This is a genomic window from Flammeovirga yaeyamensis, assembly GCF_018736045.1.
GTDB classification, from domain to species: domain Bacteria; phylum Bacteroidota; class Bacteroidia; order Cytophagales; family Flammeovirgaceae; genus Flammeovirga; species Flammeovirga yaeyamensis.
Genome location: NZ_CP076132.1, coordinates 1,886,420 through 1,899,521, shown reverse-complemented (window position 1 = coordinate 1,899,521; position 13,102 = coordinate 1,886,420). Strand labels below are relative to the sequence as shown.

Here is a 13,102-nt window from a genome sequence, read left to right as displayed (position 1 = left end):
TTGCTTTACAAATATTTCAAAATGAATATTTGTTTTCTAAAAGTTATTTACGACTTCCGCTATGACATATTTAAAGACTGTACTTACTCTAATAATTACCTTTTCTTTATTCGTTTCTTGTCAAGAAAAATCTGAAAAGAAAGTTGAAAAACATATTGTCATCAAGAAAGATGTTGATGTACAAAAAAGCGAGAAAATGCTAGAAGCATTTGGTGCTGATATAGTTGATTATGAAATCAAAGATATTAATATCAATGATGATCAATTTGAGGTAACAGCTTCGATCACTAATAAAGAAGGTAAAAAAGAAGAAAAAACAATTACTCTAGCCAAAGAAGACTTTGTAAAGGCAATGAATTCAGCATCAAATACAACGATTAATTTATCTGATGAGGAAAATACGTTTACTTGGAAATCTGATGATGGCGAAGAGATTTCTCCTAAAAAAGGAATGTTTATTTCTGATGAAGGTTTTGAAAAAGAAATTTCTGAAGAAATAGAAAAGGAACATGGACAGAACATCAAAAATATTAAAACTATTGATGTTCAAATCGAGAATCAAGATGTCGTTATTAAAGCTGATGTGATCCTTGAAGATGGCAAAGAAGTTCAAAAGACCATCAAAAAAGAATTAGATGAGAACTTTGGTGCAGAAGAAAAAGATGTTAAAGTTCAAGTGATCAAAATTGAAGGAAAATAATCCTAATTCACTATAAACCTGATTTCGACGAAAAATATTATTCATCGAAATCAGGTTATAAATAAAAGGGAAGCAAAACGCTTCCCTTTTTTCATATCTCATTTATTTTGTACCTCTGTACATTTCGTATTTGGCCAACCTACATTCGATTGCACCATTGTATAGTTCTATTCTTTTACTAGGTCGTAGCCCAACATGTTTTAACGCTCCCATATTACCAGAGAAGATCCATGCATCGTAGCCTGAGAAGTCCTGCTTCAGCTTGTCGCCCATATTTTTATAAAGTTCTTCGATGTCTTTACCGATTCTTTCTCCATAAGGTGGGTTACAAATAATGATACCGTTCTCACCAATCGATTTTCTATCGAAGAAACTTTGCTTAGAAATTCTAAGATCTTCGTCTAATCCCGAACGACCCGCATTGGCCATAGCTATTTCAATAGCACTCCTATCGATATCTGAACCTACGATTGGAACATCAATTTCTTTAATTGCTCTTTTAGCATCCCTGAATATCTGATTCCAAAGTCTTCTATCATATTTTGGCCAGTTCATAAAGGCAAACTTTCTTTTTAAACCTGGAGGTGTGTTTGAAGCGATCATTGCTGCTTCGACGATTATCGTACCTGAACCACACATTGGATCCAAGAAAGGACGATCACCTTTCCACCCTGTCATTAAGATAAGTCCTGCTGCAAGAACCTCGTTCAAAGGTGCTGCTTTTTGTTCAGAACGGTATCCTCTTCTATTCAATGCCTCACCAGAACTATCTAAAGATAGAATACAGTTTTGCTGAGAAATATGAATATGTACCTGAATATCGGGATTCTTAATTTTTACGTTTGGTCTTCTTCTAAACACCTCCATAAAATGATCGGCAATAGCATCCTTTGTTTTTAAGGCTACATATTTAGAATGTCTGAAAGAGTCTGACCATACGGTAGAATCGACAGCGAAAGTACCGTCTTTATCAATATATTTTGCCCAATTGACTTTCTTTACTTTCTCGTATAAATCATTTTCATTACGTGCATTAAACTCTTTAATTGGCATCAAGATTTTTAATGCCGTACGACAATGTAAATTGGCTTTATACATTATTTCAAGATCACCTTCAAAAGTAACGGCACGTCTACCCGCTTTTACTTTTGATGCTCCAATATTGATCAATTCTTGTTTTAAGACCTCTTCTAAACCAAAAAATGTTTTGGCGGTCATCGAGAAAGTATTTTCAGTCAATTTTCTATTCTTTTTGATGAAGTCACAAAGTTAATTCTTTTCATATGGATTGATATAGTTTCTGTTTATTTATTGAAATAAGTTATTGATATATTTTGATTCATTAGGAGGTCGAAGTAAAATTCTTCGTTCTCTGTTTTCATCAAATGGCTTATTTTAAAACAACATGAAACTACAGTTAATTAATAAACAATCAACACTTTAACCTCACCTTTCGATAGCAAAATCAAGATATTTTTGGTATATTTAAAGAAGCACAAAATTTAGACTGGGTAAGCGATTCAATTTCTAAATACGTGCAGCATAACTATAAAACTCAAAGTGATGAATCAATATCAATTACGACAGCTGATTAAAAAAGGCGAAAGTCGCAACTTAGAATTCAAGCAAAGAGTGACCAAGCCTGACCGTTTTGCAAAGACGGTTTCTTCCATCGCCAATACACAAGGTGGGATCCTTTTAGTGGGTGTAAACGATGACCATAGTATCAATGGCATTGACCCTTTCGAGGAACAATATGTGGCCGATGAGATTATCAAATACAATATTCACCCACCACTTCATGTTAAATTTTCTACTATAGAGACGGATGATGGGTTGGTATTAATGCTCAAAATTCCCAATTCTGAGTTTAAACCTCATCGTGCATTATCAAAAAAAGGAGAATGGCAAACGTATGTTCGCTTTAACGATAAAAGTGTTTTGATGTCAGAACGACAGGAGAAAATACAGAAAAAAGGTATCGCAAAATCTATACGTCCTTTAAAAAGAAAATTATCCCGACAGGAAAAATCGTTATTAGTGTATTTATATGAGAATGAAAAAATCACATTAAAAAAATTCTGTCAGTTAGTGAATTTTTCGGAAAGAAGAGCCCGAAAAACAGTGAATGAGTTACTGTATTTCGGGCTTCTTCGTGAGCACACCTTCGAAAAGGCCGTGTTCTATTCTTTATAAGGCTTCTTTGTACATTTCCTTATTTATTAAAGGAATCATGGCCAAGACTAAAGCTTGTACATAATACTCTGTTCTTCCTACAGCACCAAAAGTGAGTGAACCTACCGCACCTCCTTTTTGTTTGGAACCATGTTCATTAAATACCTTATCGTTGGCATAACCTAACTCGATACCTTCCTCTACAAGTTGTTGTACTTTTGGAGGAAGGTAAAAAACACCTGTCATTCCTTTTCCAATATCATTGTCTTTATCAATTACACACATCCAAGCAAAAGCAAACATCTTTCCTTCATCATCTTTATCGATGCCTCCTTCCATGCCTACCCAATAATCCGCATCAGGTGCTTTGGCTTTGGCATTTGTCGCTCTATTTAACGCTCCTTGCCATGTTTCTTCAGTTGACATTGGCTGATCAGAAACTCCAGAAGGTACATCTATCCCTTCCACCTCAAAATCTATTTTTGGTAATATTTTTTGCATTCCTTCCAGTGAAGCATTAATTTTTACTGGATTTTTTGATGCAACGACTATTTTTTTATTCATTTTTTAAACAATTCTATTAAATTTGGCAAAAGAAGATTTTTTTCTCATTTTTGAGACATCAAAAATATTATCTTTGAATACAAACGTAAAAAACTAGAAGAAACCTTCAAAACACTATATATTCCGCGTTATGTTAAAGAATCTATTGATAAAGAATTATGCACTTATTGAGCATACAGAAATTGATCCTGACAAAGGGCTGAACATTATCACTGGTGAAACTGGTGCTGGTAAATCTATTATGCTTGGCGCTTTGGGCCTACTAAAAGGAGGAAGAGCAGACAGCAAAGCACTATTTGATAATGAAAAGAAGTGTATTATCGAAGGTACATTTAATATTTCCTCTTATAAATTAAAAAGTACTTTTAAAGATCTTGAGCTAGATTATGAGAAAGTAACTATTCTAAGAAGAGAAATTACACCTAGTGGAAAATCAAGAGCGTTTATTAACGATACTCCTGTACGTTTGGATGTATTGAAGAAAATCAGCGAAAAGCTGATGGATATTCACTCTCAGCACGATACTTTGCAATTGGGCTCAAATATTTATCAATTAAACTTGGTAGATGCTTATGGTCAACTAGAGAAAAAAGTGGAGCATGTGTTTGTTGCTTATAAAGAATATAGAAAGACAGCACAGTCTTACCAACAACTTCTAGATGAATACAATCAGATTAAAGAAGAATTTGAATTCAATCAATTCCAATTAAAAGAGCTTGATGATGCCAATTTAGATGACATTGACCAAGCAGAATTGGAAATGGAATTGGAAAAATTAGAAAATGCAGAGAACATTAAAGTCGCTTTAAATACTGTTCTTGAAGCATTAAGTAGATCTGATTTTTCTGCTGATACGAGTATCTATTCTTCAATTACAGATTTGAATGGGTTATCTGATTACTCTAAAAAATTATCAGAAATTCGAGATCGTTTAGATAGTTGTCATATAGAATTAAGAGATATCATCTCTGAAATCGAAACTGAAGAGGATGCTTTATTCTTCGATCAGGAAAGAATATTCATGATTAAAGAGACATTGGACACTGTTTATGCTTTACAACAAAAACACAGAGTACAAGACCTTGAGGAATTAATCGAAAAAAGAGAATCTATCCGTAGTAAAGTGGACAAAGTAGAAAGCTTTGACGAAGCTTTATTAGAAGCAGAAACAGAAAAGAAAGCAGCATCCGAGGCTTTAATGGAAATTGCTGAGACATTATCAGAAGCTCGTAAAAATGCTATTGTTCCTCTATCTGAAGAATTAAATAAAACATTGGCTGATTTAGGAATGCCAAATGGACAAATTCAAATTGATCATCGTATAACTGAACCAACTGTGATTGGTATTGATGAGGTTGAAGTGCTATTTACAGCAAATAAAGGCCGTGCTCCTCAGGCACTTCGTGAAGTAGCTTCTGGCGGTGAATTTTCTCGTTTAATGTTGGCTATTAAGTATATTCTAGCCAGTAAAACTTCATTACCAACGATTATATTTGATGAAATCGATACAGGTATATCAGGAGAAATTGCCATCAAAGTAGGAAACATCATGGAAGAAATGGGAAAGAGCCATCAGGTATTTACCATTAGCCACCTACCACAGATTGCTGCACTAGGCTCTAAACATTACTATGTATTTAAGGATCATGAGGGTGACGCTACAGTCAGTAAAATCAAAACGTTAGATCAGGAAGGGCGTATCAACGAGATCGCACAAATGATTGGGGGGGCTCAACCTTCAGAAGGTGCTATACAATCTGCAAAGGATCTTATCGGTATAAAATAATTTTTCAGAGAGTTCTAGAGGCAACCAACAAATTCTGTTTCACCGCTTCTAGGACTTTCTACTTTGAAGCTTAACATTTTATTATAAGCGTCTATTTTTCCAGATAAGTGTTCATCAGCATCATCACAACACACCTCAAACACATCATTATTTACCTCCTTGGTTAGTAAGCACATTTCTCCACTACCACATCCATCCATGAATATCTCAAGATGAAGATTATTACTTTCATCAAATGTTAGAGAGGTTTGTGCCTCTACTTCATATTTAAAGTCGTCTATCACCTTAAAAAGTTTTCCAGTGTAGCGGCCTGCAACTTTACTTAATTCTTTGTGTTCTAGATTTAACATGAGAAAAAATATTTAATAATTACAATAGTTGTTATTGCAAAAAAATCACCCTATTGAATTGTTGTATTATTATCAGTTGATAATCGATGAACGTTTATCATTCTCTCCAAATATAAATTTTAAGTTCCAAACTTTCAATAAATTATTATATTTTTTCGTAGAAAAATTATAAGTGATAATTATAATAGGGGTAACATTAATCGCTGTATTTACATCTTAATTTACGCAGCTTAAATTTTTAAGATCGAAATTGTTACTTAAAAAAATTGTAATAAATGAAAGTTACTGTGTATGTTTGCAGCGAATTTTTATTCTAAACTTAGTTTTAGTACATCATTTTTATAAAACATGGACGCAATTAAGAGTACAACCCTTTCATTCGAAAACGCAACGGATGTCTATAAAGGTAAAGTAAGAGATGTTTATTTCTTCGATGAAAAAATCGCTATCGTCGCATCAGATAGAATTTCAGCTTTCGATGTAGTACTAGATAGAGCTATTCCTTACAAAGGACAAGTACTGAATCAAATTGCCGAAAAGTTTCTTAAACTTACTGGTGACATCGTACCTAATTGGCTAGAATCTGCTCCTCATCCGAACGTTCACATTGGTAAAAAATGCGATGCATTTGCTGTTGAAATGGTAATTAGAGGATATTTAGCAGGTCATGCTTGGAGAGAATACAAAGCAGGAAAACGTATCTTGTGTGGTGTGACTCTTCCTGAAGGCTTAAAAGAAAATGACCGTCTTCCTAACCCTATCATCACTCCTACTACTAAAGCTAAAGAAGGACATGATGAAGATATCTCAAGAGAAGAAATCTTATCTCAAGGTATCGTAAGTGAGGAGGATTATCTAAAACTAGAAGAATATACGCAAGCACTTTTTGCAAAAGGACAAGAGTTTGCAAACGAAAGAGGTTTAATTCTAGTCGATACCAAATACGAATTCGGTAAATTTAATAACGAAATTTACCTCATCGACGAAGTACATACTCCAGACTCATCAAGATACTTCTATCAGGAAGGATATGAGGAAAGACAAAAAAATAATGAGGCTCAGAAACAATTATCAAAAGAATTTGTAAGACAATGGCTTATTGAAAATGGCTTCCAAGGAAAAGATGGACAAAAACAGCCATTTATGTCAGAAGAGTTTGTAAATTCTGTTTCTGATAGATATATTGAACTTTACGAAAACATAACAGGCGAAACTTTTGAAAAAGCTTCTTATCATCACATTGAAGAAGAAATTTTCAATTCTATCAAAAATGAATTAGGATAAAATCAAGATCCTTGTATTTTTGCATTAAGAAACGTCTAAATTATAACAGACTATAAAGAAATTATGAGATTTTCAGTCAATAAAAGCGAAAAATATACTGTTTTAGTCCCTGAGGAAGAAAAACTAGATTCATTAAAAGCTCCGCAATTAAAAGCAGAGATCGTTACAATGTTCCAATCAGGTACTGAAAACTTAATTATCGATTTAAGCAGCGTAAAATACGTTGATTCTTCGGGATTAAGCTCAATCCTTGTAGCTAACAGATTGTCTACGGAAGTAAATGGCAAGTTAGTTTTAGCTGGATTGAACGAACACGTTATGAAACTTATTAAAATTTCTAAGTTAGAGTCAGTTCTTGAGCTTCACCCAACGGTACAAGAAGCGATTGAAGCGATTTTCTTACACGAAATTGAAAAAGATATTGAAGGTGAAGAAGACTAATAAGTCCACTCTTTAACTTTAAAATAATATAAAAAAGCTCGGATCTCAATTTTTGAGATCTGAGCTTTTATATCCTTAAAGCTTATCCCCATAGTCTTATCCCTTGTCATTCGAGATTACTATATTAGGTTCTAGTGCCGCAATTCCATCGAAAGGCCGACAAATGACTTCTCAGCATTTACGAATTGGTAACCAGCAGTTTTTAATTGATTGTGGTGAAGCAACACAACATCAGTTATTAAACTTCGGCATCAGTTTGCATAAAATTGAGCACATTTTTATCAGTCATTTACATGGCGATCATTTCTTTGGTTTACCTGGATTATTATCCACAATGCATCTGCAAAGACGTACAGAGCCTTTGTATATCCATGGCCCAAGAGGTTTAGACGAAGTTTTATTGGCCAGTTTCAAACACTCAAAAACAGAATTAAACTACAAAGTTTTTCTATACGACAATCCTACAATGTTTTCAGAGGTGATCTTTGAAAATGAAAAAATTACTGTAGAAACTATTCCTTTGACTCATAGAGTTCCTTGTACAGGATTCCTATTCAGAGAGAAGAAAAAGCAATACCGAATTATTCCTGAAAAACTTCCATCTGGACTTCCTTTTGAAGTTTTTAGAGCTCTAAAACGTGGAGAAAATATTGAATTTAACGGAGATACTATTCGCTATGAAGATGTAACGTTACCTCCAAGAAAATCAAGATCATATGCGTTTTGTTCGGATACCAAATATTCTAAAAGTGTGATCTCTAAAGTCTATGGTGTAGACTTGCTTTATCATGAATCTACTTTTATGGATAGACATAAAGATAGAGCGAATATCACCTATCATACCACAGCGAAACAAGCCGGTTCAGTAGCCAAAGAAGCCAAAGTAAAAGAACTTTTAATTGGTCATTTTTCGGCACGCTACGCTGACTTAACAGAACTTTTAGAAGAGGCACAAACAGAATTTAACAATACGCAACTCGCCATCGAAGGTCAGAAGTTTTCTATTGTGGAATCTGACTAATTAGTTGTATCTTTAAATTCAATAGATACAAAACACGATTTAATATGCCTTTTGGATTTTTCAAGAAAAAAAAGAAAGAGGAGCCTCATTACGATCCTACCAATATTACTATACGCGATTTACGTTTAGGGTATATATTTGATTATGAACTCCAAACATTTGAAGTTGTTGGAGAATATGAATATGATTGGGGAGATAATGATTTCTCTTGGGAATATAAAATTGAATCTGCTAAGGACACTTTTTATTTAAGTGTTGATGAAGAAGGGTCACTAACAGGCACCGTAAGTCAAAGCATTCTTTGGGGAAAATTACCTGATAATGTTGAAGAAGATATCTTAAAAAAAGGTAAACCACCAAGAACAATCCTATTTAATGGTAAAGAATTCTTTAGGGATGAAAAATCTGTAGGGTATTGGAGAGATGTTCATAGCATGTCTTCAGAAGAAAGCACTGAATATATGTGCTGGGATTACTACGATGAATCTGAAAAATTCACTCTCTGTATTGAACAATATCAAGATGAAGGCTTTTCAGCTTCTTTAGGAATTGTTGAGGACGCAAGTAAATTCACCAACATTTTACCAAACGTTAATGACTAAATTACGTAAACTTACATTATCATAGTGTCAAAAAAAACAACGAATTAAATTCATGAAAAAATTAATAATAGCTTCACTAATTTCTCTATTATTTTATTCATGTACCTCAAACGAAAATCGATTTAGAAAGTCACCTGTAGATCAAATGATCATTGAAATGAGTGATTTAAACGATTTTACTATTATTCTTGAGGACATGGATGCAGAAGAGCATTTATTTACGCAGAATTTTTACCGTCATAAATATAAGGTAATTACTCTTGGTGCTGATAGTATTCCTCAGGTAAAGAAAACTGATTGGTACGACGTTTCTCAAGACTTCTTCCAACTACATTCTGGAGATATCGGAATGGAAATAGCTTCTAAAGTCGATGGTAAATTAAGTAAACAAGTATCACCTCCAGGTTATTCTGGTTATGTTGGAAATGAGAGATACGGACATTGGCAAAGAGATAATTCAGGCCAAAGTTTCTGGGTATTTTATGGACAATACGCTATGATGCGTTCTATCTTCAACATGGGATATTATGGACGAGTGTATAGATCAGGCTATTATGATTACACAAGTCATTATAGATCAGGAAGAAATTATTATGGAGGTTCAGTAGGCACACCAAAATACGGAACTTACTCAAGTGGTGCTCAAAAAGCAAACCCTACATTCTCTAACCGTATGAGCAGCAGTAGTGGTTTTAAAAATACTGTAAATAGAAGTGTAAGTCGTTCTCCTGCTCGTTACTCAGCTGGATCAAGAGCTTCATCAACATCATCTTCTTCGAGATCAAATAGTTCTTCTTCTAGATATGGAAGTGGATCCTCAAGTAGATCCCGATCTTATTCTCGTGGAGGCAAATAAAATATCAACTAAATTCACCCTCTTTTCGAAGAGGGTCTTTTTTTATAATGGCAAACATTCTTTCTAAATCAAACACTTTAAAACTAGCCCTTTTTGCGACGGGACTTTCTGGTATAGTAGCTGAGTATGTGTTATCCACTTTAGCTTCATATTTTTTAGGAAATTCCGTATTTCAATGGACCATGACCTTGTCGTTTATGCTATTTGCAATGGGGTTGGGTAGTCGATTCAGTAAATACATAGAAACTAATCTTTTAGAGAAATTTATTATTGTAGAATTCATACTATCACTATTAGTTTCATTTTCTTCTATTATTGCATATAGTATTAGTGCCTTTATCAGTTTTACTCCTAAATACACTATTTTCCCGTTACCATTGGATGGTGTTGTTATTTATACTACCAGTATTTGTATTGGTTTTTTAATTGGTTTAGAGATACCACTTGCCACTCGATTAAATGATCAATTTGAAGCTTTAAAGGTCAATATCTCCTCGGTGATGGAAAAAGATTACTTTGGTAGTTTATTTGGAGGTTTATTTTTTGCTTTTGTTGGTCTTCCCCTACTTGGCTTAACTTACACACCATTCGTTTTAGGTTTTGTGAATTTACTAGTTGCCATCTTACTCTTATGGAGATTAGATGATTTACTTGAACATAAATGGAACAAAATACTCAAAATTAGTAGTGTACTTGTTTTCGCAAGTATCGGTATCGGCATGTTCTTCTCCAATAATATTATCAATTATGGAGAACAGAAATTATATAAGGATAAAGTCGTTTTTCAAAAACAAACCCCTTACCAGAGGTTAGTAGTTACCCAATGGAAAGACGATTATTGGCTTTACATTAACGGCCATCTACAACTAAGTACTTTTGATGAATGGCTATACCATGAACCAATGGCTATACCAGCGATGAGCATCTCTCCTATTCCTCAAGACATATTAATTCTCGGAGGTGGTGATGGATGTTTAGTAAGGGAAGCATTAAAATTCCCTTCTGTCAAAAGTATTACTCTCGTTGATTTGGATCCTGAAATGACAAAATTAGCGAAAGAAAATCCCATCTTTAAAAAATTGAACGGGGGTTCTTTAGAAGACTCTAAAGTGAAAATCATTAATCAAGATGCTTTTCACTACTTAGAACAAGAAAAGCAGTTTTTTGATGTAGTCATGATGGATTTCCCTGATCCTAAATCCATAGAATTAGGAAGACTACAATCGTTAGAATCTTTTAGAATGTGTAATAAATTATTAAGACCTCATGGCGTAATTGTCACACAAGCAGGCAGCCCTTACTATGCTTCTGAAGCTTTCTATTGTATAGAAAAAACTATGGGAGCAGCCGGTTTTAATACAATACCATTACATAATCAGATTCTGACTTTAGGAGAATGGGGTTGGGTACTTGGTAGTAAAAGTATGTCGCCTGATGAGATGAAAAGTAAAATTAGACATACTGATTTGAGTAATATCGAGACAAAGTGGATTAACAAAGAAGCTTTATATAGTATAACTTCGTTTGGAAAACCAATCTATGAATTTGATAGCACAAAAGTGGGTATTAATACTGTCCACAATCCTGTACTCCCCACTTATTATAGTCATGGTAATTGGGATTTATTCTAAGGAGTTATTATCACTTTCTAAGCTTTCTTCTACAAGATTTTGAGGTAAAGAGTTAGGTAATTTAATATTACCTTTCTCTTTCATATCATTTAGAAGCTTAATTAAATTTCCCTTTCCATTCGTTAACTGATTCATCGCTTTATCTACCTCTTCATTCGTAGAACTAATCTTCTTTTGTAGACTTACAAGTGTCCCAACAAAAAGCCTTGCCTTATTATAAATTCCTGAAGCAAGTTTAATCACTTCATCAATATTTTTCTGTTGATGTTCATTTCTCCATAATTCTTCAATTACTTTTAAAGTAGACATCAAAGTCGTTGGCCCAACTATGACCACTTTTTTATTATAAGCATAATCCCATAATGAATCATCTTGTTGTAATGCAATTAAAAAAGCTGGTTCGATAGGAATAAACATCAAGACATAGTCTAAGCTTTTAATATCAGGCAAACTTTGGTAATCCCTTTCATTTAACTCATCAATATGAGACTTAATCGCCTTAATATGTAATCCCACTTCAACTTGTTGCTGTTGTAAGTCGTCTGTATTTACAAATCGATCATAGGCATTAAGAGACACTTTTGAATCAACTACTACTTGTTTGTTTCCAGGATAATGTATCACAACATCGGGTCTTTGTTTTTGCCCGTCCTCATTATCAAAAGATAGCTGAGTAAAATATTCAAACCCCTCTCTCAAACCTGATTTTCTGAGAACAGAATCTAAAATCACTTCTCCCCAATCACCTTGTTTTTTAGCATCACCTTTTAGTGCTTTGGTAAGATTTTTAGCTTCTTCAGAGATCTGAAGATTCATTTTTCTCAAGAGTTCGATTTCTGTTTTTAAAGCTTGTCTTTCATTCGACTCCTTTCCATAGCTATCCTCGACCTTCTTTTTAAAAGCATCAATTTGTTCTTTAAAAGGATTAAGGATAACGTTCATATTATCTTTATTCTGATCAATAAATTTATTGGACTTCTCTTCAAAAATTTTATTGGCTAAATTTTCAAACTCCAATTTAAACTTCTGATTTAATGTATTAATTTCTTCTTGATGTTCAGTAATCTTTAAATGTAGATGATCATTATGTGTTTTCAGTTCAACGTTATCTTGTAACAATTGATCATTCGTCTGCATTAACTGCTGATTGGCTTGATGAAATTCCTGAAGTCTTTCATTAAGCAGTAATAATGCTTTTTGGTTTTTAGCATTTTCTTCAGATAAGACCTGATGTTTATTCTTATAAAAATGTTCTGATTGCTTCAATTCACTCAAAGTATTTGATTCTTTTTCATACTTCGTTTGTACGACAGCTATATTCTTTTTTAAATCATTTATATTTTTTTCTAACTCCTTATTTAATGTAGTCAGATTTTGATTTTCAATCGCTCTTACTGATTGATTGGATTTTAGTTCCTCCCATTCCCAAATTACCTTACTGTATTTATTTTTTTGGATAAAAAAGGTAATTAGAACCGCTACAACACTCGTAATCAATACAATTACTGAGATCAATATATAATTTAACTCGATCATATAATATTCTTAAAAATGATCACTAATTTAATACTTTTTGACACTTTATTAAACAAAAGTTGAAATTTTTATCAAAATATTTCTTGTGTAAAAGGTGATTTTCTAATGTGTTCTTTCATTCATTAACTATCAAAACTCAAATAATTGTACTAATAA

13 protein-coding genes are annotated in these 13,102 nt (G+C 33.3%); 9 read left to right on the top strand and 4 right to left on the bottom strand.

The genetic code is table 11. From position 1 onward, the window contains the following. Positions 1-61: 61 nt before the first annotated feature. A complete protein-coding gene (locus KMW28_RS07380) occupies positions 62-700 on the top strand; it encodes an Asp23/Gls24 family envelope stress response protein (protein ID WP_169663957.1) in 639 nt (212 codons plus the stop codon). A 102-nt stretch (positions 701-802) separates the two neighbouring features. On the opposite strand, the gene KMW28_RS07375 is transcribed toward KMW28_RS07380, so the two are convergent. Further along, the gene (locus KMW28_RS07375) at positions 803-1,939 is read right to left on the bottom strand and encodes a THUMP domain-containing class I SAM-dependent RNA methyltransferase (RefSeq protein ID WP_236941106.1); all 1,137 of its coding nucleotides are present in this window, start codon (positions 1,937-1,939) and stop codon (positions 803-805) included. A gap of 324 nt (positions 1,940-2,263) precedes the next feature. On the opposite strand from KMW28_RS07375, the gene KMW28_RS07370 reads away from it, so the two are divergent. Further along, positions 2,264-2,896 (top strand): AlbA family DNA-binding domain-containing protein, encoded by a 633-nt coding sequence (locus KMW28_RS07370; RefSeq protein WP_169663958.1) that lies wholly within the window; start codon positions 2,264-2,266, stop codon positions 2,894-2,896. Here the strand turns inward: KMW28_RS07370 and yjjX are convergent. Further along, positions 2,891-3,439, bottom strand: coding sequence for an inosine/xanthosine triphosphatase (gene yjjX, locus KMW28_RS07365; RefSeq protein ID WP_169663959.1), 549 nt, complete (start codon positions 3,437-3,439; stop codon positions 2,891-2,893). The genes KMW28_RS07370 and yjjX overlap by 6 nt on opposite strands. A 130-nt stretch (positions 3,440-3,569) precedes the next feature. Between yjjX and recN the strand changes: the two genes are divergently transcribed. Beyond that, complete coding sequence (gene recN / locus KMW28_RS07360) at positions 3,570-5,225, top strand: DNA repair protein RecN (RefSeq protein WP_169663960.1); 1,656 nt, start codon at positions 3,570-3,572, stop codon at positions 5,223-5,225. A 14-nt stretch (positions 5,226-5,239) separates the two neighbouring features. Here the strand turns inward: recN and KMW28_RS07355 are convergent, their stop codons facing one another. Then, positions 5,240-5,575: a hypothetical protein gene (locus KMW28_RS07355; RefSeq protein ID WP_169663961.1), complete on the bottom strand. Its 336-nt coding sequence runs from the start codon at positions 5,573-5,575 to the stop codon at positions 5,240-5,242. A gap of 348 nt (positions 5,576-5,923) precedes the next feature. Here KMW28_RS07355 and KMW28_RS07350 point away from each other — a divergent pair, with 348 nt between their 5' ends. The 6 genes from KMW28_RS07350 (at position 5,924) to KMW28_RS07325 (ending at position 11,410) form a co-directional block, all read left to right on the top strand. Next, on the top strand, positions 5,924-6,859 hold the full coding sequence (locus KMW28_RS07350) for a phosphoribosylaminoimidazolesuccinocarboxamide synthase (protein WP_169663962.1): 936 nt from the start codon (positions 5,924-5,926) through the stop codon (positions 6,857-6,859). Positions 6,860-6,922: 63 nt separating this feature from the next. Then, positions 6,923-7,300, top strand: coding sequence for an STAS domain-containing protein (locus KMW28_RS07345; protein WP_066208771.1), 378 nt, complete (start codon positions 6,923-6,925; stop codon positions 7,298-7,300). A 103-nt stretch (positions 7,301-7,403) separates the two neighbouring features. Then, complete coding sequence (locus KMW28_RS07340; RefSeq protein WP_169663963.1) at positions 7,404-8,321, top strand: ribonuclease Z; 918 nt, start codon at positions 7,404-7,406, stop codon at positions 8,319-8,321. A 44-nt stretch (positions 8,322-8,365) separates the two neighbouring features. Then, positions 8,366-8,923 carry a DUF4178 domain-containing protein gene (locus KMW28_RS07335; protein ID WP_066208775.1) on the top strand — a complete coding sequence of 186 codons (558 nt, stop codon included), beginning with the start codon at positions 8,366-8,368 and terminating at the stop codon, positions 8,921-8,923. Positions 8,924-8,975: 52 nt separating this feature from the next. Continuing rightward, positions 8,976-9,779 carry a hypothetical protein gene (locus KMW28_RS07330; RefSeq protein WP_066208777.1) on the top strand — a complete coding sequence of 268 codons (804 nt, stop codon included), beginning with the start codon at positions 8,976-8,978 and terminating at the stop codon, positions 9,777-9,779. Positions 9,780-9,826: 47 nt separating this feature from the next. Next, a complete protein-coding gene (locus KMW28_RS07325) occupies positions 9,827-11,410 on the top strand; it encodes a polyamine aminopropyltransferase (RefSeq protein ID WP_169663964.1) in 1,584 nt (527 codons plus the stop codon). Here the strand turns inward: KMW28_RS07325 and rmuC are convergent. Then, positions 11,402-12,946 carry a DNA recombination protein RmuC gene (gene rmuC, locus KMW28_RS07320; RefSeq protein ID WP_169663965.1) on the bottom strand — a complete coding sequence of 515 codons (1,545 nt, stop codon included), beginning with the start codon at positions 12,944-12,946 and terminating at the stop codon, positions 11,402-11,404. The two genes, KMW28_RS07325 and rmuC, sit on opposite strands and share 9 nt — an antisense overlap. Positions 12,947-13,102: the final 156 nt, after the last annotated feature.

Bases quoted from the DNA above. Each gene is read 5' to 3' on its own strand.
- KMW28_RS07380 (WP_169663957.1), top strand. From the start codon at position 62: ATGACATATTTAAAGACTGTACTTACTCTAATAATTACCTTTTCTTTA.
- KMW28_RS07370 (WP_169663958.1), top strand. From the start codon at position 2,264: ATGAATCAATATCAATTACGACAGCTGATTAAAAAAGGCGAAAGTCGC.
- yjjX (WP_169663959.1), bottom strand. From the start codon at position 3,439: ATGAATAAAAAAATAGTCGTTGCATCAAAAAATCCAGTAAAAATTAAT.
- recN (WP_169663960.1), top strand. From the start codon at position 3,570: ATGTTAAAGAATCTATTGATAAAGAATTATGCACTTATTGAGCATACA.
- KMW28_RS07355 (WP_169663961.1), bottom strand. From the start codon at position 5,575: ATGTTAAATCTAGAACACAAAGAATTAAGTAAAGTTGCAGGCCGCTAC.
- KMW28_RS07350 (WP_169663962.1), top strand. From the start codon at position 5,924: ATGGACGCAATTAAGAGTACAACCCTTTCATTCGAAAACGCAACGGAT.
- KMW28_RS07345 (WP_066208771.1), top strand. From the start codon at position 6,923: ATGAGATTTTCAGTCAATAAAAGCGAAAAATATACTGTTTTAGTCCCT.
- KMW28_RS07335 (WP_066208775.1), top strand. From the start codon at position 8,366: ATGCCTTTTGGATTTTTCAAGAAAAAAAAGAAAGAGGAGCCTCATTAC.
- KMW28_RS07330 (WP_066208777.1), top strand. From the start codon at position 8,976: ATGAAAAAATTAATAATAGCTTCACTAATTTCTCTATTATTTTATTCA.
- KMW28_RS07325 (WP_169663964.1), top strand. From the start codon at position 9,827: ATGGCAAACATTCTTTCTAAATCAAACACTTTAAAACTAGCCCTTTTT.
- rmuC (WP_169663965.1), bottom strand. From the start codon at position 12,946: ATGATCGAGTTAAATTATATATTGATCTCAGTAATTGTATTGATTACG.